The following is a 22262-nucleotide window of genomic DNA, read 5'->3' as shown; positions in this document are numbered from 1 at the left end:
GTTAGCCACCGCGGACTGCAGCTAACACCAGCTATAAGTCTATCAAGCCGATCCAAAGCCCGCGATGAGCCTCAGAACACAGCGGCGTCGGGCCGCTTCACGCGAGTCTCACGTGCGTGTGTTGCGTACCGCGAGCGTCCTGTACGGAAGCTCGATGCACTCCCCCGGCTCAAATCCCAGATGCTCGTGCAAGTACCAGCGCAGGTTATCTTCAACCCGTTGCCGGGTCTTCTGATTCGCCCGCAACCAATAGGCTCGCGTGCGGGTCAGCTCGAACACCTGCTCAACACTGAGCCGCTGCACCCAACGGTCTTCGCGGACCGCCTCGATACGCCACAGCGGCCCCGCCTGCGCGGCAGCTTGAGCATCCCGATGCACATCGCCGGCATGCATGATCCGCGCTAAACGGTGCACCCACGGCACCTGCACATCCAGCTGATTCCACACAAGCCCCAGCACCGGGTCACTCGCTGCCTGGGTGATGCGCGCGGCCTCGGCGCCAGCCTCGATCGGATCAACCCAATGCCACGCTTGCGCGGCAACCACCGCATCGACCGTTTCCTCCAGACCGGTGGACTCCCCCGTGCCGATCAACGTGTGTTCAACCCCAGGAACCTGTTTCCGCAGCACCTCAAGCATCGATACGGAAGGTTCAACCGCTATCACCCGATGCCCCGATGCAACCAGGTCGCGCGTGAACAAGCCCGTCCCCGCGCCGACCTCGACCACGCGACGGGTAGCGCTACCATCTAGCAGCCACGGCACGCACCACTGCGGATAGGTAGGCCGAACCGCATCGTAGTCGGCACCCGAACCAGTCCACGCAGAACCGATCAACGCACGCTTCGCGCCAGCCAGATTCGGCCCGCGCTGCGGAAGATCCGGGACTTGCCCCGTCAAACCTGAACCGTTCTCAACCAGCGGCTACTTTGACCACGTCAGGGCGGGCTTTGGCATCAGCGCGCAGAATCTCACGAGCACGGTCAACGTCCATGTGCATCTGCTCGATGAGCGCCTCAGGGCCGCGGTAGGTGATGGTTGGCCGTAAGTGGTCCACAAACTCGAGCACCACATCCTGCTCATACAAGTTAAAGTCCTCGACCTGCTCGCCCTCGGGACGGCCCATCACAAACGCCTCAGCGACACGCACCACGCCATCGAACGTCGGGTTCGTACCAATCGAGATCGCAGACGGCCACCACACCCCGGCCTGATCGATCAACCAGCCCGCATACACGCCGTCAGCCGGCATCAGACCGGTCGCGTCATCGGCCAGATTCGCGGTAGGGAAACCGAGCTCGCGGCCGCGCGCGAAACCGTGCGCCACCGTCCCGAACATGCGGTGATTACGGCCCAAAACCTCCGCCGCGGATTTCACATCCCCCACCTGCAGCGCTTCACGCACCCACGTCGAGGACCAGCGCCGCTGCAGGCCCACATCAGCCAGCGTGACAACCTCGAAACCAAACTTCTCACCCAGCGTGCGCAAACACTCGATGTCACCCGCGTTGTCCAGGCCGAACCGCACGTCCTCACCCACCACCACGGCACGGGCATGCAACACATCCACCACGTAGTTCTTCACGAACTCTTCAGGGGTCTGTTGCGCGAACTCCCACGTGTAGTTCAGGCGCAGAACCGCGTCAACCCCGGCCTCAGCACAGTGGATGTCCTTGATCTCATCAGCCATGATCGGAACCGGCGCAAACGCCGGCCGGTGCACCGTGGCAGGATGCGGGCTAAACGTCATCACAACACCGGCACACGGCGGCTCGCTCGCGGCAGCGAGCTCAACAACCCGTTCCAGCAAGGCCATGTGCCCGCGGTGAACGCCATCGAAATTACCGATCGTCACCACCGAACACGTCAGCGACTCCGGAACCTCAGAAGGATCCGTCCAAATATGCACAAAGACTCCTCGTGTGCTGAAGATCGATTCTCACGTCACCGCGGTGTGCGCTTGTCACCTCACGATGCGGTGGCCGGGCCGGATAAGCACCCGTCCGTGACACCCCGCGCTATTCTCTCACGAACGCCACGACCGCTGCGCTCTACGCTCACGCCGCGACCTTGTGGGGCCGGTGAACCCACAGCCACCAGAAACCGATGATGGGCAGAACGAACGGAACATAACCGTAGCCTTGACCAAAATGGCTCCACACGCTCGCCTTCGGGAACAATTCAGGCGAGATATACGACAAGATCGAGACCGCAACCACGCCAACGAACTCAACAATCACCGCCGCGAACGCCGCACGCCAGGCTGTGACACCCGGTAGAGCGAGTGCGACCGTAGCCACGATGTAGATCACAGCCGCGAGCGCCGAGAGCGAGAACGCGACCGGCGCGAGCGAGAAATCAGTCGCAATCTGATACACAGAACGCGCAAGAGCCGACAACGCAAACACGCCATACACCGCAACCAGGATCCGGCCAAGGCCCTTATTTTTCGTCTGCACTGGGCTATCTGGCTGCACTGCGTTATCTGACTGCGGTGCGTTATCTGGCTGCGGTGCGTTATCTGGCTGTGCCGTATCCTTCACGTGATTATCCATTCCACTCATCAATCCCTAGCCGGCAAAGAATCCTTGACCGTGCCACACCTGCTGCATACGAACCAGCATGACCAGCACAGTAAAGCCTGCCGCGGCCATCACGGTGTTGGACCAGCGGGACTTATCCCCGATCGCCCACCATGCCGCCAAAGGAACCAGCAACAAAGCGGTCGCGAGGTATCCCCAGAACTCCCATCCAGCGCCTAGAAGCGGGGCAGAGCCGGCATGCCGCACCGCGGCCTGAATCCCGTACACCACCAGATACAGCTCAACCAACGCGAGGCTCAGAATCGAAGAGTCCGCCGGGAAGGTGCGGATCACCGTCATCGCGATACCAACGATCATCGAGATCACGCACACCACAACGCCCGCGATCGCGAAGCCATCCATCAACACGACTACAGAATCTCCTCGAACAACAACCTAGAAAGCCAACAACTGAGAAACCAGCAAGCTAGAAAACCACCGAAGGCGGGTCTGTGCCTAGCGCGGCGCGAAAACCAAGGCGGGTTTGGCCATCGAATGCGTGCCTTGAGCCTTGTTCTCGATCAAAGCGATCAAGTCACCGGCCGGGTCGATCGCCGCGGTCACCCCCGCCGACTCCGACGGCGTGATGCGCCGGCCGTGCCCGAGCTCAATCGCTTCCTGATCGCTCACGTGCCGGACCGGGAACAGCGCGCGGGCAGCATCCGCGAGCGACAACACAATGAACTGCTCCGCAAGCTGCTCCAGCGTGCGAGCCTGGCCCAAATTGAAGCCACCCACACGCGTACGCCGCAACGCGGTCAAATGGCCGCCCACGCCTAAAGCCTCGCCCAAGTCGCGCGCTAAAGCACGCACGTATGTGCCAGAAGAGCAATCGACCACAACGTCAACGTCCATCGTCGTGCCGTCATTGGCGCGGCGAACATCCAAAACATCGAAACGGTTCACCGTGACGGCCCGGGCCTGCAACTGCACGTTCTCCCCGTCACGGACCCGCTGATAAGCGCGTTTACCGTCCACCTTGATCGCCGAAACAGCCGAGGGCACCTGCTGAATCTCCCCCGTCAACCCGGCCACCGCATCGTCAAGCTGGGGGCGAGTCACCGCCGCAACATAACGACGCTCAAGGATCTCCCCTTCGGCGTCCTCAGTCGTGGTGGTTTCCCCCAAACGAATCGTAGCCACATAGGTCTTCGATTCGCCCACGATATAGGTCAGAAGCCGGGTAGCTCGACCCACACCGGCAACCAGCACACCGGTCGCCATCGGATCCAACGTGCCCGCATGCCCCACTTTCCGGGTACCGGCGAGCCGCCGCAAGCGACCCACCACATCGTGGCTGGTCATCCCAGCGGGCTTATCAACAACAACCAGGCCCGGGGTCGGTTCAGTCTGCGCTTGAGACATACAGCGCTTAAGCCTCGTCTTCCGGTGCCTTATACGGCTCAGCATCCCCAGCGTATTCTGCGCCCTCGGCAAGCTCAGCTACCGCAGCGTCCTTTTCACGGGCGGCACGCAACAGCTCCTCAACGTGGGAGGCGTTCATCGGGACCTCATCCGGAACGAACTCCAAGGTTGGGGTCAAGCGAGTTGTTAGCTGCGAGCCCAGCTCCTTACGCAAACGGCCACGGTAGGCTTCGAACAGCTCAGCAATCTGAGCCTTCTGCTCATCGTCACCCAAAACCGTGTAGTAGACGGTCGCATTCTGAAGATCATTCGTCACGCGCGCATCCGTGACCGTCACAGACTCCATCGCATCATCACGAACCACCTTCGTGAGAGCCTGCGCCATAACCACCTTGATGCGCTGGGCCAACTTAGCTGCACGCGGCGAACCAGTCATGATGTGCTCCTTCCCTGCGCACCACCAACAGTTGCGTGCGCTACCAACAATATTCTCTGCCTCCATCCTATCGGTGCGTAGCCCCTGCCTTGACACCAGCCGGTCTCGCCAACGCGAAAGCCCGCGGCGGGCAAGAGCACATGTGCTCTCAACCCGCCGCGGGCTTTGTGTTTATAACGCTAGCTACTGGTAAGCAGACTAGGCTCGTGGTCAGCAGACTAGGCGCGTGGCTTCTCTTGAAGCTCCCACGTCTCGATGATGTCGCCTTCCTTGATGTCGTTGAAGCCACCCAGGCCGATACCACATTCGTAGCCCTCACGGACCTCGGTGGCATCATCCTTGAAGCGACGCAACGACTCGATCGTGAGCTTGTCATTGACGACCTTGCCGTCACGGACCAAACGAGCGTTCGCGTTACGGCGGATCAGGCCGCTACGGACAATCGAACCGGCGATGTTACCGAACTTCGAGGAACGGAACACTTCGCGGATCTCCGCCGAGCCAAGCTCAACTTCCTCGTATTCAGGCTTGAGCATGCCCTTGAGCGCGTTCTCGATGTCCTCGATCGCCTGGTAGATGACCGAGTAGAAACGCATGTCAACGCCTTCTTCATCCGCGTACTCAGAGACACGCTCTGCGGGGCGGACGTTGAAGCCGATGATAATCGCGTTATCGACCGTTGCCAGGTTGACGTCGTTCTGCGTGATAGCACCCACGCCACGGTGGATCACACGCAACTGAACCTCATCGCCCACATCGATCTTGAGCAGCGAATCCTCAAGCGCTTCAACAGCACCGGATACGTCACCCTTGAGGATGAGGTTGAGGGTATCGATCTTGCCCTCAGCGACAGCGTCATCGAAGTTCTCAAGCGTAATGCGCTTACGGCGCTTAGCGAGCATCGCGTTACGGTCCGCTGCCTCGCGGCGCTCTGCGATCTGGCGGGCCGTACGCTCATCCGGAGTCACTATGAACGTGTCACCAGCGCGCGGAACGTTCGAAAGACCCAAGACCTGCACCGCACGCGAAGGCAACGCGACATCGAGCGCTTCACCGTTCTCATCGAACATCGCACGGACGCGACCGTGCGCCTTACCGGCCACGATCGTGTCGCCGACCGCGAGCGTACCCGACTGAACCAAAACGGTCGTGACCGCACCGCGGCCCTTATCCAGGTTCGCTTCGATAGCGATACCGCGAGCGTCCTTATCCGGGTTAGCACGTAGCTCGAGCGCTGCGTCCGCGGTCAGAAGGATCGCATCCAACAGGTCATGGATACCGATGTCCTGCTTAGCGGAGATCGGCACGAACATCGTGTCGCCGCCGTAATCCTCAGGGACCAGGCCGTACTCAGCGAGCTGGCCCTTGACCTTCTCAGGGTTGGCTTCCGGCTTATCGATCTTGTTCACCGCAACCACGATCGGCACGTCTGCCGCCTGAGCGTGGTTGAGCGCTTCAACCGTCTGCGGCATGACACCGTCGTCAGCTGCAACAACCAGCACAGCGATGTCAGTGACCTTGGCACCGCGGGCACGCATCGCCGTGAAGGCTTCGTGACCAGGGGTGTCAATGAAGGTCAAGAGGCGTTCCTCTTCACCGTTGTCACCTTCGTGCATCGTAGAGATCTGGTATGCACCGATGTGCTGGGTGATGCCGCCGGCTTCACCCTCGATTACGTTGGAGCGGCGGATCGCATCCAGGGTGCGGGTCTTACCGTGGTCAACGTGACCCATGATGGTCACCACAGGTGGACGAGGCTCGAGCATGTCCTCGGTCTCGGCCTCGGCTTCTGCCTCGAGGTCGATGTGGAAGGACTCGAACAATTCGCGCTCTTCGTCCTCTGGGGACACGACCTGGACCTTATAGCCCAGCTCTTCACCGAGGATCTCAAACGTCGATTCATCCAGCGACTGGTTAGCCGTAGCCATTTCACCGAGGTGGAACAGCACCGTCACAAGTGCGGCTGGATCTGCCTTGATGCGTTCAGCGAAGTCAGCCAAGGTCGCACCGCGACGCAACCGAACTACCGTGTTGCCATCGCCGCGTGGAACAACCACGCCGCCGATGACTGGTGCGCCCTGTTGCTCCATCTCCTGGCGCTTGGCGCGCTTGGACTTGCGGTTGCGACCACGGCGTGGACCGCCGCGACCGAATGCTCCTGCCGCGTTACCGCGACCGCCGCCGCGGCCACCACGGAAACCGCCTCCGCCACCGGAACGTCCGCCACCGCCTGGCCGACCGCCACCACCTGAACGGCCACCACCTGGACGCGGCTGATTGACGTTGAGGTCGAGCTTCTTAGGCATCATGTTCGGGTTAGGGCGGGGACCGCCTGAACCCGAGGCCGCACCGCGTGGTGGGCGTGGCGCGCCTGGACGTGGGCCGCCCGAACCTGCAGAACCCTGACGTTGCCCGCCGCGGCCGCCGCCTTCGCCGCGCATGCCCTGCTGGTTTGAGAACGGGTTGTTGCCTGGACGTGGGGCACCACCACGGCCTCCACCCGGCCGTGGGCCTGGGCGTGCGCCACCGCGAGGTGGGCGTGGGCCAGCATCGTTGCCGCGACCCTGTGAGGATGGGGTGCTGAACGGGTTGTTACCTGGGCGTGGGCCTGGCTTTGGACCAGGTTTCGGCGCAGCAGCGCGCGGGGTCGCCTGAGGCGTTGCCGGAGCCTTCTTAGCCGGGCCTGGCTTAGCCGCTGGCGCCGGCTTAGCGTCAGGCTTCTCAGCGGCTTTAGGCTCCTGCTTCGGGCCGGGCTTAGGACCCGGTTTAGGTCCAGGCTTAGGGCCCGGTTTCGGCGCTGGCTTCTCCGCCGATGCCGCCTTCTTTGCGGTAGCTGGCTTAGCTTCCGGCTGAGGGGCGTCATCAGCTGGCTTAGCGGCAGCTGCTGGAGCTGGATCGGAGGTTCGGGTTCCCGCACCCTGAACCTGCGCAGTCTTCACCTTCGGTTGATCCGCCTGAGCGGAATCGCCGCCTGCTGCGTTCGGGAATGCTTCCCGCAAACGCTTGACGACCGGCGGCTCGATCGTGGAGGAAGCTGAGCGGACGAACTCGCCCATCTCCTCAAGTTTTGCCATGGCTTCCTTTGACGGAATGCCGAGCTCTTTAGCGAGCTCATGTACGCGGACCTTCTTGGCCACAGTTCTCCTTCTCTGGTCCGCGTATCCTTTTGAACGCTCAGGCGCATCAAGTAAAAGCGTTGCACGTGACGCGTAAGACCACGGACCCTAGATTTCGTGGTGTGCGCCCCGCTAAGCGGAACGCACGCTGATTTCCGAGCCTGAGGTTGTTCATCTCTGGCCCATCACCGTTGCGTGTTCATCGGGTTGCCACTCTTCTTAACCCGCTTTCTGATCGGTCATGGTTGAACCCTGGACACCGGTTATGCCCAGGTTGATGACGGCAAGCAACTCATCTTCATCAACGACACTGCGAGCCCTGAAGGCCCTGTTCGCTGCGTTCCGATTCACTGCCCGCCGTACACACTCGGGGTTACGGTGCACCCAAGCACCGCGCCCCGTTTTACGGCGTTGCGGATCCGGAACCACTCGCGCGCTTCCGGGGTTTCGCACTAGCCGCAAAAGAACGGCTTGGTCATCGGTGAGCCTGCACCCTATACAGGTCCGGATGGGGCGACGTGAAGAACCTTTGTTCACCACGGACTCCCATCCTCCGCCCCGTATTTGGGCGCAACAGACTGAACTTCTGACCTGTCTAGTCTACCGCGCTCTGACGCGCTGGCGAGACAACGTCGATTCTCCAGCCCGTGAGCTTGGCCGCAAGACGAGCGTTTTGCCCCTCCTTGCCGATCGCAAGTGAGAGCTGATCGTCCGGGACAACAGCGCGGACGTGGTGGAGGTCTTCGCTCAAAACTTCAACCGAGAGCACCTTGGCTGGCGAAAGCGCGTGAGCTACAAACTGTGCAGGGTCTGGATCCCACGTGATGATGTCGATCTTCTCGTCGTTGAGCTCGGTCATCACCGCGCGCACACGAGAACCCATCTCGCCGATGCAGGCTCCCTTAGCGTTGAGGCCCTCAACGCGGGCACGCACCGCGAGCTTGGTGCGGTGGCCCGCTTCACGTGCGATCGAAACGATCTCGACCGTCTTGTCCTGGATCTCCGGGACCTCAAGTTCAAACAGTTTATGCACCAGCTGCGGGTGGGTGCGTGAAACCGTGATCGAGGGGCCTTTAGGGCCGCGGTGCACATCGGTGACATACACGCGCAGACGACGCCCGTGGCTATAGTCCTCGCCCGGTACCTGCTCCGGTGGTGGCAGGACCGCTTCAAGGGTTCCAAGATCAACCTGGACCATGCGCGGATCACGGCCCTGCTGGATCACGCCGGAGAGGATCTCGCCTTGCTTATCACGGAAGGTGCCTAGGACGGCTTCATCTTCAGCATCGCGCAGGCGCTGGAAGATCACTTGCCGCGCCGTCGCTGCCGCGACCCGGCCGAAGTCCGCAGGCGTGTCATCGAACTCACCGATCCGCTGGTTATTCTCATCAACCTCAGGCGCCCAAATGGTGGCGACACCGGTTTTACGGTCCAATTCCGCACGCGCTCCGCGGATAGCGCCCGGCTCCTTGTCATAAGCGAGGACAAGCGCATGCTCGATCGCGTTGATCAGCCGATCCAGCGGAATATCGCGGTCCTTTTCAAGCTGACGCAACGCCGTCATATCAATATGCATTCTTAGGCCTCCTCGCCCGTTAGACCTGACTGTGCTGGATCTTCCATTGACTCTTCTGCCGCATCCCCGGCGTCCTTTACGGCAGCCAACCGTGCCGCCGCCGTCGCCTCGATGTCAACCTTCGCGCGACGAATGTCAGCATACTCGCGCCGCACCGGATCAAGCACCTTATCTTTCATGCCCTTCTTAGGTGCAGGCTTGATCGGCTCGATCACAATGCCCTCGTCGTCGGCCTCAAGCACGGTGCCTGTGAAGTCTTCATCCTCGCTCACCACACGAATCACACGGCCCACGTTGCGCTGGAAGTGGCGAGGCTGTGTGAGCGGACGCGAAGCCCCCGGCGAGGAAACCTCAAGCTCATAAGCACCCGAGGAGGCAAGCAAACCGTTATCCAAAACCTCGCCCACCTGCTGCGAAACTTCAGCGAGAACATCCAGATCCACCGCATCCGTACCGCTCGGCAGATCAACCAGAATCTGCAGGGTTGGTGTGTTCCCACCTTTGACCGTGACGTCCTCGACGATCAAACCAGCATCGCTGATCACAGGCTCGATAGCTCGCGTGATTGCTTCAGGAGCCCATGGCGAACCCTCGTGCCTCGACGCGTTATCGGCTGGCATGCTGTGGGATGACACGCTATTCCTCCCTTTACGCTGTGTCTGTACCGATCTACCCTACCCGCATGGCACCATAGCGTTATGCGTTCAGTACAGGATTCCACGGAGTCAGCGACACAGGAGACGTCGCCGGCAACTCAGGAAGCTCCGCAGGCCCAGGGTAACGACCAACAGACCCCAGGCGACGGCCAACAAACCTCGGGAGACGACCAACCAACCTCGGGCAATAACCAACAGTCCCCAGGCGACGGTCGGCGGGCACGGCGGGATACCCAACAGTCCCGCGGTTCCGGTTCACGGATGGGCCGCGCCGCCGTGTCTGTGCTGATGGTGAGCGCATGCTGGTTAGGCGTCACAACCACCACGAGCAGCTATTCCGCTAACGCAAGGCCTGGAGACGCTGTATTCGATAAGGCGGTGTCCCGGACCGAACACAGCCCTGTGTACCGTGCCCGGGTTTTGCTCGCGCAGGTAGATCAGGCCCATAGCGGCGAGGATGTCACGGCCGCGGCACGCACAGCCTATGAGCTGTTGAGTGGCTCGGACGCCTGGGGCGGGCCGGCTACAAACCGTGAGATGCGGTGGATCGAAGAACATGTAGCCGCTCAGAAAGCCAGCGGGCAGGATAACGCTAAAGACGCCGCCGTCCTCTCCGGTGAGCTTATGCAGTTGGCCTTGCGTCCTAGCGATAATGAGCAGCTGAGCCGTGAGGATGCATCCCGGCTGATCGCAGCCTCCGTCACGCTGTACTCGGCTTCCCAGAAAGCCGGCGCCCCACCCCTAGATAACGATGCGGCCGCAGTGATCAAGGAAGCGTTAGCTTCCGCAGACATCACCGACCCCGTGGCGGCTTTAGGGGACGTGGTTGCCCTAGCGGACCCCAGCGAGCCTGAACAGGCCGCCGCCTTGTGGGATCGGACGGGCCGAACATCAGCCAAAATCACTGAAGCGGCACGCATCATCGCGCACCGAAACCCAGCAGACAGCAATCAGGAATGGTTCGAAGCCTCGCGCGATCTCACGCTCGGTCTCGGTAAGGCCTCCGGGCACCCTTATGCTGCTGCGACCATCGGGCCGCGGGAAGACTACCTCGCATCCGGGACCGAAAAGCTCGCTTCAGCGCAAGCATCACTTGCTGAACCGCTGCAACACCTCGCGGCGCACTATCACGGCGAGGCGCGCATCGTGCTCATGGCTTTGTCTTTCCAGCTCGCCGGATACACGCGTTAGCTAGCCGGGCTCACTAACTCAGCGGGCTAGCTCAGTTGCCGAAGGGTGTCCGCTCCAACGCTGATGATGAGCGCGGTCACGACCACGAGGAACACGATCCGCACAAAACGTGAGCCGGCTGAAACTGCCATACGCGAACCGATATAGCCCCCGAACATGTTCGCGATCCCCAGTCCGATACCGAGCGGCCACACGACGTGGCCTGCGGGGATGAAGAAGCACAACGCACCGAAGTTGGTGGCCCAGTTAGCGATCTTCGCGCACGCTGATCCATCCAGGAACGAATACCCCAAAACCCCAACCAAGGCGATCACCAGAAACGATCCTGTGCCCGGCCCCAGCACACCATCATAAAACCCGATCGCGATACCGATCCCCCACGCCCGAACATGGTGCTTCATGCTCGCATGCTTGAGCGCGGTTGAGGCCCCCATGTTCTTCTTAGCGAGCGTGAAAACGAAAACCACAACAAGCGCTACGAGGATGATGGGCTTGAAAACCTCGGTCGGCAGTATCGAAGCTACGGCCGCCCCACCCACCGAGGCGAGCCCCGCGGTGAGTGCAAGCCCGAGGCTCGTGGCTAAGTCCGGCCTTACACGCCGGCCATACGTGATAGCCGATGTCGTGGTACCGAAAATCGAGCCGACCTTATTCGTGGCCAAAGCCTGAACCGGGGTCAGCCCCGGAATCAGCAACACGACCGGAAGCTGGATCAACCCGCCGCCGCCAACCACCGAATCGACCCATCCCGCAAGGAAACCGGCGCCCAAAACTAACAGGATCAACCCGATGTTGAGCGCGCCGGTGTCCGTGAGGATGTAGTCCATAGGCGAGCTTAGTGAGCTGCGAGCTGGGCAACGTGCTCAACTACCACATCGAGCGCGATATTCTCGGCCTCGCCCGTGGCGCGGTCCTTGACCTCAACCATGCCATCGGCCACGCCGCGGCCCACAACAACAGTGGTAGGGATACCGATCAGCTCAGCGTCACGGAACTTCACGCCCGCAGAAACCTTGGCGCGGTCATCGAGCATGACCTCCAAGCCGGCTTCATCGAGCTTGCCCGCGATGTCCTCGGCGGTTTCCGTGAGCTCTTCCCCCTTGCCAGCGATGATCACCACAACATCGGCGGGTGCCACAGCGCGAGGCCACACCAGACCCTTGTCGTCATGATGGGCCTCAGCGATAGCCGCAACCGCGCGGGTCACGCCCACGCCGTAGGAGCCCATCGTGACAACCTGCGCTTTACCGTTGGGATCCAAAACCTTCAGGTCCAACGCTTCAGCGTAGCGGCGGCCCAACTGGAAAATGTGGCCCATCTCGATGCCGCGGGTCGTCTTTAACGGACCGGAACCATCGGGTGCGGGGTCGCCGTCTTCCACCGCAACAGCCTCAAGCACACCATCCCAGCCGAAGTCACGGCCTGCAACCAAACCGAAGACGTGATGGTCACGGAGGTTCGCGCCCGTGATCCAGGTTGACCCCTCAACAACACGAGGGTCAACGAAGAACGGGACGCCCGAACGTGCTTCACGACCCAAAACGGCCTCATCCTTCGACAAGCCAGGGCCGATGTAGCCCTTGACCAGTTCAGGGTGACGGCCGAGGTCGTCATCGGTGGCAACCTCAACCTGGGATTCGCCGACGATACCCATGAGCTCACCGATGGTCGCCTCGATTCGTTTGAGGTCAGCCTGGCGGTTGCCGGGCACACCCACGACGGCGAGTTCGCGCTCACCGTTCGGTGTCACAACAACCAACGCAACGCACTTGAGTGTGTCCGCGGCAGTCCACGGGGTGTCCTTCGGGTGGTTCTCGTTCGCTGCGTCAACGAGCGTTTCGATGGTCTCGCTGTTCGGGGTCAGCTCAACGTGGGCGGCCGGCGCGTCGGTGTAGTCGATCGGGTCCAGCGGCGGCGTCGTCACGGCCTCAACGTTGGCGGCGTAACCGCCTGGGGAGACCACGAACGTGTCCTCGCCCGCTTCGGTTGGGTGCAGGAACTCTTCCGACTTCGAGCCACCCATCGCTCCCGCCATCGCGAAGACCGGGCGGACCTCCAGGTTCAAACGCTCAAAAATCTTCAGGTACGCGGCGCGGTGGGCCTCGTATGCCTCGTCGAGGCCTTCCTCATCCAGGGTGAAGGAATAGGAGTCCTTCATGATGAATTCACGGCCGCGCAACAGGCCAGCGCGCGGGCGGGCCTCGTCGCGGTACTTCGTCTGGATCTGGTACAGGTACACCGGCAGATCCTTATACGAGGAGTACATGTCTTTGACCAAGAGGGTGAACATTTCCTCGTGCGTTGGCGCGAGTAGATAGTCGGCCTTACGGCGGTCCTGCAGACGGAAAATGTTGTCTCCGTATTCTTCCCAGCGGCCCGTCGCCTCATAGGGCTCTTTCGGAAGCAACGCCGGGAAATGCACTTCCTGAGCGCCGATCGCGTTCATTTCTTCACGCACAATGTTCTCGACCTTGTTCAGGACCTTGAGCCCCAGCGGCAGCCAGGAATAGATGCCCGGTGCTGCACGGCGGATGTAGCCAGCCCGGACTAACAACTTGTGGCTTGCGAGCTCAGCTTCGGCAGGGTCGTCGCGCAGCGTGCGGAGAAAGAACGTTGAAAGGCGTGTTACCACAGGGCCTCCCCTTTCAGGGTGGATCGGGGTGTGCAGAGTGAATCAGCAAATCGGTTGCGTTCACCGTTAGTATCCGGTGACGGCTCGTGTCCAGTGTAGTCTGCCCACGCATAGCGGCCGGCTATGTGGCGCGCTGCCGCGTGCCCGTCCCGGGATTCGATGCTCATAGCAGGACGGTCGCGAACATCCCGGTGGTTTGGAAACCCACCTTCTCATAGACGGCTCGAGCCGCGTGATTGTAGTCGTTGACGTACAGGCTCGTCACGGGCGCCCACGTGTGCGCATGGGCCACGACATCTGCCACGCGGCTCGCTGAAAGCCCGATGCCGCGGTGGTCCGGATGCATCCATACGCCCTGGATCTGTGTGGCTTGGCCGGTCACAACCCCGAGCTCGGCTTTGAACCGCACCGTTGTGCCCGCCGCACCCGGCTCGAGCAGAGCCTGCCCGCACGCCAGCAACTGTTTGACCCGCGCCCTATAGGAGGCCTCGCCTACATCGAGGGGTGAATAGCCAAGCTCCTCGGTGAACATCGCAACGGAAGCCGGCCAGAACGCATCGAAATCACTCACATACCCTTGCCGGACTCGGCCAGATCCTTCGATCACAGCCGGGCCTTCCAACGTCATGAACGGCTGGGTGAGCCGCACACTACGCGGGTAGAAGGCCGGGCTGGTCTTCACCACATCCCAGATCCCTTCAACTCCTGCTTTCGGACCGAAAATCGAGGCGAAGCGCTTACGGCTGGTCAGGACCCGCCGCCCGAACGCTTCACCGTGTTCCCGGGCTTGCTCGCCTTCATCCGCGGTCACAGGCACCACGTTCGCGCCCAGCCAGCACGCCGCAACCATCACGCCTGCATCATCGAAGCGGCCCAGGATGCGCGCGCCAGGCAACACATCGATCTTGCCGCCAACAACATCGAGTTGCTGCTGAACGAAAGCATGCTGGACAGGGTTGCGCGCGATCAACGCGAGCAACGCTGGCGCGTCCTCATTCGTGAGGGTGCGGATGCTGGGGTCCGGCGAGCGCAGATCCGCCATCCGGGCGCCGGCCCGGTTCACGATCTGCCGGATCACCATTGACGTTGAGACCGTTACCTAGTGGACGGACACGGAAGGCGATGCGCCTTCGGTCTCGCTTGCGCCCATCTCCTCGGCGATGCGGTGGGCTTCTTCGAGCAGGGTTTCCACGATCTGGTCTTCACGGACCGTGCGGATGACCTCGCCCTTGACGAAGATTTGGCCCTTGCCGTTGCCGGATGCGACACCGAGGTCGGCTTCTCGTGCCTCGCCTGGCCCGTTGACGACGCAACCCATGACGGCCACACGCAGCGGAACCTTGAAGTCTTTGAGGCCTTCGGTCACGTTGTTGGCGAGCTCATACACATCGACCTGGGCGCGTCCACAGGACGGGCAGGAAACGATTTCGAGCTGGCGTGGACGCAGGTTCAGCGATTGGAGGATCTGCTCGCCGACCTTGATCTCTTCGACAGGTGGGGCCGAAAGTGAGACACGGATCGTATCGCCAATACCTTGGGAGAGCAGCGCGCCGAAAGCGGTTGCGGACTTGATGGTGCCTTGGAAGGCAGGACCTGCCTCGGTGACACCCAGGTGCAGCGGCCAATCGCCCTTCTGAGCGAGCAGCTCATACGCGCGAATCATCACGACCGGGTCAGAGTGTTTGACGGAGATACCGAAATCGTAGAAATCGTTTTCTTCGAACAGCGCGGCTTCCTGCAACGCGGATTCAACGAGAGCCTCCGGGGTTGCGCGGCCGTATTTCTCCAGCAGGCGCTTATCGAGGGAGCCGCCGTTGATGCCGATGCGGATCGGGGTCCCATGCTGCTTCGCGGCAGCGGAAATCTCTGCAACCTGGTCATCGAACTTGCGGATGTTGCCCGGGTTGACACGCACCGCACCGCAACCGGCCTCAATGGCTGCGTAGACGTACTTGGGTTGGAAGTGGATATCCGCGATCACCGGGATCGTGGACTGTTGCGCGATGACCTTCAGCGCATCGGCGTCCTTGTCTGTTGGGCACGCGACACGGACAATGTCACAGCCAGCGGCGGTGAGCTCGGCGATCTGCTGCAACGTAGCGCCGATGTCGTGAGTCTTCGTGGTCGTCATCGACTGCACGGTGATCGGGTGATCCGAGCCCATACCGACGTTGCCGACCATCATCTGGCGGGTCTTGCGCCGCGGAGCCAACGTCATAGGTGGTGGTGTAGGCATTCCCAAATTAACCGATGACACGAGGTGTCCTCCAAGAACTCATACGTGATAAACGAATCCACTGCTGTGCTCTATCTTCCCATGCCGCTGCCGGCACCTTCACATGTCTTATGCGGCATCTGAGGCAAGCTACAGCAGGGACACCGGTTTCACGAGGTCGGCATAGATCAAGATCACACCCATGACGAGCAATAAACCTGCAACAACATAGGTGACCGGGAGCATCTTCGAAAGATCCACCGGTCCCGGGTCAGGGCGCTTGAAAATCTTGTTGAACGTTTTGCGGATCTTCTCCCACAAAGCCCCTGCGATATGACCGCCATCAAGCGGCAAGAGCGGGATCAGGTTGAACACGAACAGCGCGACGTTCAGCGAACCCATCAGGCTCAGGTAGCTTGCGAGCTTATCTTTGACGCTGATCTGCTCGAAAGAGGTGATCTCGCCGGCGATGCGGCCCACCCCTACCACGGACATCGGCCCGTTCGGATCGCGTTCAGCTGGGCTGAACGCGGCCTGGGCAACGCCAGCAACTTTCTGCGGAAGCTGAGTCACAACACCAGAAACAGCTTTGACATTCTCCCACACAAAACCCGGGACCTCACCTACCGGCCGCGGCCGGATCTCAGCTGTCGAACCGATGCCAGCGAAACCCACCGACTCCACCTTGGCAGTACCGTCACGGTTCTTCTCAACCATCCCCAAAGGCGAAACAACAGGCCGAGCCGTCTCAACCGGAACCAACGTTGTGGTCGATGCGACACCATCGCGCTCATAACCGATGCTGAGCTCTTGATCAGGGCTTGCCTTGATCCGGTCCGTGAGTGCAGACCAATCAGTGTCGTCAAGCGAAACACCGTCAACCGAGGTAATGACATCCCCAGGCTTCAAGCCCGCCGCATACGCCGGCCCAGCTGGGGCACCCTCAGGGCAGCTCTGTCCCTCCCCCGCCGGGCGCGTGTTCTCGTCATCCACTGCTTGAAGACACTGATACACCTCAGACACCGTGGTCGTAGGAGTCGCGACCCCGAAACCAGTAAGAACAATCCCAAAGAACACGAACGCTAAAAGCAGGTTCATAAACGGGCCACCCAGCATGATGATGATCCGCTTATACACCGGCAAGTTCAAAAACAATCGCTTCTCATCGCCAGGCTGCAGAGTCTCAGCTTCAGCCTTCTTCGCCTCATCGGACAACTGCTGAAAAATACCGGTGCGTGTAGGCCGCTGCTTGCCGTCCTGATGCGGCGGATACATACCGATCATCGTGATGTACCCACCCAGCGGCAGCAATTTGATCCCGTACTCTGTCTCCCCTTTACGGAAAGAGAACAGCGTAGGCCCAAAACCCACCATGTAGCGAGGCACGCGCAAACCGAAAGCCTTAGCCGGCAGTAAATGCCCCACCTCATGCAACGCAATCGAGATGCCGATACCCACCAGCATCACCAGCGCGCCAATCACATACGCCAGAACCTGATCCATCTCAATCCCAACCGGTAAAACTCAAGCCCACAGCTTGCGGGCTTTATCGCGCGCCCACTCTTCGGCGGCCAAAACCCCTTCAACACTACGGCCATACTCTGCCGTGTTCGCATCCGAGTCATAAGCCTCAACCACCTCGGCCACGACCTCGACGATCCTCCGGAAACCGATCGCGCCGTCGTGGAAAGCATCCACCGCTTCCTCATTGGCTGCGTTATACACGGCCATGTGCGTCGGTGAAGCCTCTTGCGCTTTCTTCGCAAGCTCGATAGCAGGGAACGCCTCATGATCCATCGGGAAAAACTCCCACGTATGAGCCTGCGTCCAATCCACCGGTGTGCACGCCCCCGGCAGGCGATCCGGCCAATTCAAACCCAACGCGATCGGCAACCCCATATCCGGTGGAGACGCCTGCGCAATCGTGGAACCATCCACGAACTCGACCATCGAATGCACCACCGACTGCGGATGCACTACCGGAACAATCCGCTCCAGCGGGACGTCGAACAGCAGATGCGCCTCAATCACTTCAAGCGCCTTATTCACCAAGGTCGCCGAATTGGTTGTGACCACACGCCCCATATCCCAGGTAGGGTGAGCCAAGGCCTGCTGCGGGGTGACATCCTCAAGCTGCTCGGCACTCCAGCCGCGGAACGGACCGCCTGATGCGGTGATGATCAAACGCTCAACCTCGCTACGGGTTCCCGAACGCAAGGCCTGCGCGATCGCTGAATGCTCCGAATCCACAGGAACGATCTGCCCCGGCGATGCCGCATCCATCACCAGCCGGCCGCCAGCAACCAGCGACTCCTTATTAGCCAACGCCACCACAGAACCGGCCTCAATAGCCGCCAGCGTAGGCCGCAAACCGCGCGAACCCGTGACCCCGTTGAGCACCACATCCACATCAGGCAACGCCGCACACGCGCGCGCCGCGTTGTCACCAACCACAACCTCAGGTACATAAGCGTCCAGGCCCGCGCCATCGACCTCAACCTCACCGACACCGGCAAGCTCAAGCCGCCCCTCACGTGAAGCAACCTCCTTAGCACCTGCCAGATGCAGCAAGAAGCCGCCGCGCACATCGTCGGCACTCATCTCCTCAGCGCCAGCCAAACCCACCACATCCGGCCGGAACGCCACCGCCTGCAACGCTAATTCGCGAGCCTGCTGCCCCGCAGAAATAGCCCGGACCGCAAACCGGTCCCCCGCACGGGCGATCTGCGCCAAAGCCTGAGTACCGATCGACCCCGTCGAACCCACAATCACAACAGACCTAGCCACAACAAGCTCCCTCACAAACCGAACAACCCAGCATCAACAATAAAAACCAGCAACCCCACCACACTGCTGCGGAAGCGCCCCAGCATCTACAGGCAAACGCGCCCCTGCTAGTGTGCCATGACTAGCCAACGCAGCTGGCACCCGAAACCGGTGATAGCCCAACATTGAGGCAAAACCCAGGTGGGCACCATCTGGCCTAAGATAGATAAGCAATACATATTCATTCATTAGCACCCGGAGGAAACATGCGCCTGCGCCCCGTTGAACCTGCGGACCTCGAGCACTTCTTCGCTCACCAACAGGACCCGGACGCCAACCATATGGCGGCCTTCAGCGCCCGCAACCCCAGCGACCGCAGCGTCTTCGACTATCACTGGGGCCTCATGTTGCGCGACCCTAAAATCCAGGTGCGCACCATTGAGCACGATGGTGAAGTAGCCGGCTCGATCGTCATGGCTTTCCACGAGGACTACGCGGAGCTTTCCTTCTGGACCGATAAATCCTTCTGGAACCAGGGAGTCACCACCGCCGCCGTGGAAGCGATGCTCGAGGAATTCCCGCAGCGGCCCGTTCGCGCATCCGTGGTGGCTGACAACGTGGGAACACACAAAATCCTTGAAGGCCGCGGTTTCAAACAAGTCGACCAGACCAGGGACTTCTCCAACGCACGCGGAGAAATCGTCGCCGAAGACCACTTCGAACTCAGCTAACGCGCTGGCCTGTAGCTGAGCTCTGTAGCTAAAACACGTAGCTGATATGCGTCGCTGATATGCGTAGCTGTGCTCCGTGGCTGCACTCCGTGGTTGCAACCTTGAGCAATATTATTTGAGCAATACAGTTATCTAACGTTTGGGCCCGGCACCTTGTGGCGCCGGGCCCAAACGTTGACAACGCGCTAGTGGGTCATCGTTCTAGTGGGTCGTCTTGGCCGCGTTAGTCGATCGCGGCCATGAGTTCGATGGTGCGGTCCAAGAACGCATCCACCTGGTTCTCTTCATAGCCTTCATCGCCCTCAGCGCGCCTAAACACCACACGGCGTACATCGTCAACGCTCAGGGGGACATCGTGTTCGAAGTACTGGATGAGACGGTCACACAACGCGTCGACGTCTGCGATGTTATAGGACGGTACGTTCCGTTTGGATGGACGGCGGAAACGCTCCCCCGGCGCTCGATGCAGACGAGCCCGCAACACCATCGCGACCTGAGAGATGTTCTCAAGCCAACGGTCGTGGCCTTCAGACTCGATCAGGGCGTTGCGTTCACGGGCCGCGAAGACGTCCTCGAGCCGGTCCAAAGCCGCATCGACTTCGCGAGGATCATAGCCGCCCCTGACCGGGTCGAACGTTGCCCGCCGCACTACAGAGCTCGTGACAACGTCCCTGTTCAGGTTCTCCGCCTCATACGTCTTACGGGCACGCGCCAAGAAATCCTCGACCTGACCGGTGTCGTATCCAAAGGCGTCGTCAGCCACCCGTGCAAACAAAGTGCCAGCCAGACCGGCGTTATCCGTTCGAGCCACCGTGGCGCTCCTTCGATAGAGGTATGTGCAAGTGAGAGTTTATCTGAGGGTTAGGCCAGCGCTTCAGCCAACATAACCACTGCGTAGCCGAAAGGCATCGCAAACAAGAGGGAATCCAGGCGGTCCATCATGCCGCCGTGCCCCGGCAACAAGTTAGACATGTCCTTGACCCCGAGCGCACGCTTGACCATCGACTCAGCGAAATCGCCCAACGTGGCGCACACGACCGTCGCAATAGCCAAGACAACGCCAAGCCACCACGGTATCTGCAGAACCCACAGGCACAACGCGATACCCACGATGGTCGCGCCCAGCAGCGAACCTGCGAAGCCCTCCCAGGACTTCTTAGGGCTGATGCGTGCCGCCATCGGATGCTTACCCAGGGTCACCCCGACGATGTAGCCGAACGTGTCGTTAGAGACCACCAGCAGAACAACCGTGAGCAACGCGGCAGCACCACGCTCGGTTTGAAAAATCAAGAACGCGAAAGAGGCCAGCAGCGGGACCCACCCCACCACTAGAACGCTCAGCCCGATCGACTGTGAGCCGTGCGAACGCCCCTCAAGCAGGTTCCAGATCACCACGAGCACAAGGCAGGCGGTCAACCCCAAGGAGAGCGCGACAGGCCCGTAGATGCCCGCAAGCAACGGCAAAGCGACGCTCGTGATGAGAAGTGGTGCCAACGGAATAGGGATACCCGTGCGCGCCTTGAGCGCACGCGAGACTTCCCACGAACCGATACCTGCAACCAAGCAACCGAGCGCGATCAGCAGATAGGGAAAAACAAAAAGCCCGAGACCAAGCACGGCGAGAAGACCCGCGCCCACGCCGATCGCCGCCGGAAGGTTACGGCCCGCTTTAGACGGTTTCGGCTCAGGCAAATCATTCGGATCAGGAACACTCAGCGGTTCCAGCGCCCCGTACGGTGCAGGTAGCGCACCTTCTTCAGGCACGGCATCCTGCCCAGCCAACGCATCCCTGTCATACGTTGCAGCTGCATCCTGTTCAAACAGGGCAGTTGCATCGTGTCCGAACCGCGCCGGTGCTTCCTCTTGATGCGCTGCCGTTGCATCCTGCTCATACAGCGCGGTTGCATCCTGTTCAGCCTCCACAGCAGCAACAGGCTCGGGCGTTTCATCGTAGGCAGGCTCCCACGCCGCATTTTGATCGGCCCTCCACCCCCGCAGCTCAGCCGGCTCCGGCGCCTCAACGATAGGCTGCGGCGCCGTGTGAGTCTCCTGCGCTGTGTGAACCTCCTGCGCTGTGTTGGCTTCAGCCACGGGTTCGGTGGTGTCGGCTTGCGCGTTGCCGGTTTCGAGAACTGGTGCCTCAAGATCCTTCGCTTCGGGGGTCTCAGCTTCCGCTGCCGCGGCTGCCGCAGCTGCTGCTCGCTCGGCTTGACGGCGTGCCCGCCTGCTCCCGGGTGCTGCAGGACGCCTTGAAGCGCGCGATGGCGCATCGACATGCGTCGATGCGGCACGGCGCGCTCGCGTCTCATCAACAGACACCGATGAGCCCAGCCCCTCGACAGGGCTGGACTCATTCCGGAAACCAGACGTGTACGTCATTAGATCTCGAGGAGCTCGGCTTCCTTGTTCTTGGTCATCTCGTCGACCTGCTCGCCGAACTCACGAACCATCTGGTTCAGTTCGTTCTCGCCGCGCTTGACGTCGTCTTCGCCAACGCCGCCGTCCTCTTCAAGTTCCTTGAGCATGTCATTGCCCTTACGGCGATGGTTACGCAGGGCTACCTTGTGCTCTTCAGCCTTGGTGCGCACAAGCTTGACGTACTCGTTGCGGCGTTCCTCGGTCAGCTCCGGCATCGTGATGCGGATCTGGCGGCCGTCGTTGGATGGGTTAGCGCCGATCTCCGAATCGGAAAGCGCCTTCTCGATCGCGCGGATCGAGGAGGCATCGTAAGGGTTGATGAGGATAGTGCGCGCATCCGGCACCTGGAAGGACGCCAGCTGCTGAAGCGGGGTGAAGGAGCCGTAGTACTCAACCATCACTTTGGCGTATAGGCCCGGGTTTGCCCGGCCGGTACGGACAGTTGCGAAGTCTTCTTGAGCTGCTTCGATCGTACGTTCCATAGCGGAGCGGGTTTCGCCCAGCACTTCCTGGATCATCGGAACTCCTTCGAGGGTTCTATTTACACCGTCAACGTGCACCACAGGTTATACGTACCA

21 protein-coding genes are annotated in these 22262 nt (G+C 61.0%); 2 read left to right on the top strand and 19 right to left on the bottom strand.

Annotated features, from left to right (window positions below):
• Positions 1–108: 108 nt before the first annotated feature.
• The 10 genes from HMPREF3175_RS03690 to rimP all read right to left on the bottom strand — a co-directional run bounded on the left by HMPREF3175_RS03690 (position 109) and on the right by rimP (position 9710).
• Positions 109–900, bottom strand: a complete 792-nt coding sequence (locus HMPREF3175_RS03690) for a class I SAM-dependent methyltransferase (RefSeq protein ID WP_256276262.1) — start codon at positions 898–900, stop codon at positions 109–111.
• Between the two features lie 13 nt (positions 901–913).
• Positions 914–1909, bottom strand: coding sequence for a bifunctional riboflavin kinase/FAD synthetase (locus tag HMPREF3175_RS03685; RefSeq protein WP_070490714.1), 996 nt, complete (start codon positions 1907–1909; stop codon positions 914–916).
• A 148-nt stretch (positions 1910–2057) separates the two neighbouring features.
• Positions 2058–2555, bottom strand: a complete 498-nt coding sequence (locus HMPREF3175_RS03680; RefSeq protein WP_256174163.1) for a hypothetical protein — start codon at positions 2553–2555, stop codon at positions 2058–2060.
• 15 nt (positions 2556–2570) lie between these two features.
• Positions 2571–2945 carry a hypothetical protein gene (locus HMPREF3175_RS03675; protein WP_035757076.1) on the bottom strand — a complete coding sequence of 125 codons (375 nt, stop codon included), beginning with the start codon at positions 2943–2945 and terminating at the stop codon, positions 2571–2573.
• Between the two features lie 93 nt (positions 2946–3038).
• A complete protein-coding gene (gene truB, locus HMPREF3175_RS03670) occupies positions 3039–3947 on the bottom strand; it encodes a tRNA pseudouridine(55) synthase TruB (RefSeq protein ID WP_070490713.1) in 909 nt (302 codons plus the stop codon).
• A 7-nt stretch (positions 3948–3954) separates the two neighbouring features.
• On the bottom strand, positions 3955–4383 hold the full coding sequence (rbfA, locus tag HMPREF3175_RS03665; protein WP_070490712.1) for a 30S ribosome-binding factor RbfA: 429 nt from the start codon (positions 4381–4383) through the stop codon (positions 3955–3957).
• A 218-nt stretch (positions 4384–4601) separates the two neighbouring features.
• Entirely contained in the window at positions 4602–7457 is a 2856-nt protein-coding gene (infB, locus tag HMPREF3175_RS03660) for a translation initiation factor IF-2 (RefSeq protein WP_070490756.1), read from the bottom strand.
• Between the two features lie 261 nt (positions 7458–7718).
• A complete protein-coding gene (locus HMPREF3175_RS10625; protein WP_070490755.1) occupies positions 7719–8036 on the bottom strand; it encodes a YlxR family protein in 318 nt (105 codons plus the stop codon).
• Positions 8037–8094: 58 nt separating this feature from the next.
• Positions 8095–9075: a transcription termination factor NusA gene (nusA, locus tag HMPREF3175_RS03650; RefSeq protein ID WP_035756929.1), complete on the bottom strand. Its 981-nt coding sequence runs from the start codon at positions 9073–9075 to the stop codon at positions 8095–8097.
• Between the two features lie 2 nt (positions 9076–9077).
• Positions 9078–9710 (bottom strand): ribosome maturation factor RimP, encoded by a 633-nt coding sequence (rimP, locus tag HMPREF3175_RS03645; RefSeq protein WP_256174161.1) that lies wholly within the window; start codon positions 9708–9710, stop codon positions 9078–9080.
• 63 nt (positions 9711–9773) lie between these two features.
• Between rimP and HMPREF3175_RS03640 the strand changes: the two genes are divergently transcribed.
• Positions 9774–10922, top strand: coding sequence for a hypothetical protein (locus HMPREF3175_RS03640; protein WP_070490710.1), 1149 nt, complete (start codon positions 9774–9776; stop codon positions 10920–10922).
• 26 nt (positions 10923–10948) lie between these two features.
• On the opposite strand, the gene HMPREF3175_RS03635 is transcribed toward HMPREF3175_RS03640, so the two are convergent.
• The 6 genes from HMPREF3175_RS03635 to dxr form a co-directional block, all read right to left on the bottom strand.
• Complete coding sequence (locus tag HMPREF3175_RS03635) at positions 10949–11749, bottom strand: sulfite exporter TauE/SafE family protein (RefSeq protein ID WP_070490709.1); 801 nt, start codon at positions 11747–11749, stop codon at positions 10949–10951.
• A gap of 8 nt (positions 11750–11757) precedes the next feature.
• Positions 11758–13554, bottom strand: coding sequence for a proline--tRNA ligase (locus tag HMPREF3175_RS03630; RefSeq protein WP_070490708.1), 1797 nt, complete (start codon positions 13552–13554; stop codon positions 11758–11760).
• A gap of 163 nt (positions 13555–13717) precedes the next feature.
• Positions 13718–14635, bottom strand: a complete 918-nt coding sequence (locus HMPREF3175_RS03625) for a GNAT family N-acetyltransferase (RefSeq protein ID WP_052048564.1) — start codon at positions 14633–14635, stop codon at positions 13718–13720.
• 18 nt (positions 14636–14653) lie between these two features.
• Entirely contained in the window at positions 14654–15790 is a 1137-nt protein-coding gene (gene ispG, locus HMPREF3175_RS03620; RefSeq protein ID WP_035756919.1) for a flavodoxin-dependent (E)-4-hydroxy-3-methylbut-2-enyl-diphosphate synthase, read from the bottom strand.
• A gap of 129 nt (positions 15791–15919) precedes the next feature.
• Complete coding sequence (locus tag HMPREF3175_RS03615) at positions 15920–17272, bottom strand: M50 family metallopeptidase (protein WP_035756917.1); 1353 nt, start codon at positions 17270–17272, stop codon at positions 15920–15922.
• Positions 17273–17293: 21 nt separating this feature from the next.
• On the bottom strand, positions 17294–18556 hold the full coding sequence (gene dxr, locus HMPREF3175_RS03610) for a 1-deoxy-D-xylulose-5-phosphate reductoisomerase (protein ID WP_256174158.1): 1263 nt from the start codon (positions 18554–18556) through the stop codon (positions 17294–17296).
• Between the two features lie 245 nt (positions 18557–18801).
• Between dxr and HMPREF3175_RS03605 the strand changes: the two genes are divergently transcribed.
• Positions 18802–19266 (top strand): GNAT family N-acetyltransferase, encoded by a 465-nt coding sequence (locus tag HMPREF3175_RS03605; protein ID WP_052048563.1) that lies wholly within the window; start codon positions 18802–18804, stop codon positions 19264–19266.
• Between the two features lie 223 nt (positions 19267–19489).
• On the opposite strand, the gene HMPREF3175_RS03600 is transcribed toward HMPREF3175_RS03605, so the two are convergent.
• From HMPREF3175_RS03600 to frr, 3 genes are read right to left on the bottom strand one after another with little or no spacing between them, the layout of a single operon-like run.
• Positions 19490–20077, bottom strand: a complete 588-nt coding sequence (locus HMPREF3175_RS03600; RefSeq protein ID WP_370977533.1) for a DivIVA domain-containing protein — start codon at positions 20075–20077, stop codon at positions 19490–19492.
• A gap of 50 nt (positions 20078–20127) precedes the next feature.
• Positions 20128–21645 carry a phosphatidate cytidylyltransferase gene (locus HMPREF3175_RS09855; RefSeq protein WP_083289376.1) on the bottom strand — a complete coding sequence of 506 codons (1518 nt, stop codon included), beginning with the start codon at positions 21643–21645 and terminating at the stop codon, positions 20128–20130.
• Positions 21645–22202 (bottom strand): ribosome recycling factor, encoded by a 558-nt coding sequence (frr, locus tag HMPREF3175_RS03590; RefSeq protein ID WP_070490706.1) that lies wholly within the window; start codon positions 22200–22202, stop codon positions 21645–21647. The genes HMPREF3175_RS09855 and frr overlap by 1 nt, the downstream gene beginning before the upstream one ends.
• Between the last annotated feature and the right edge of the window lie 60 nt (positions 22203–22262).

This window comes from Arthrobacter sp. HMSC08H08 (assembly GCF_001807575.1).
GTDB classification, from domain to species: Bacteria; Actinomycetota; Actinomycetes; order Actinomycetales; family Micrococcaceae; genus Pseudoglutamicibacter; species Pseudoglutamicibacter albus.
Note: the sequence above shows the minus strand (reverse complement) of the source record. Positions and strands in the feature narration are given on the sequence as shown.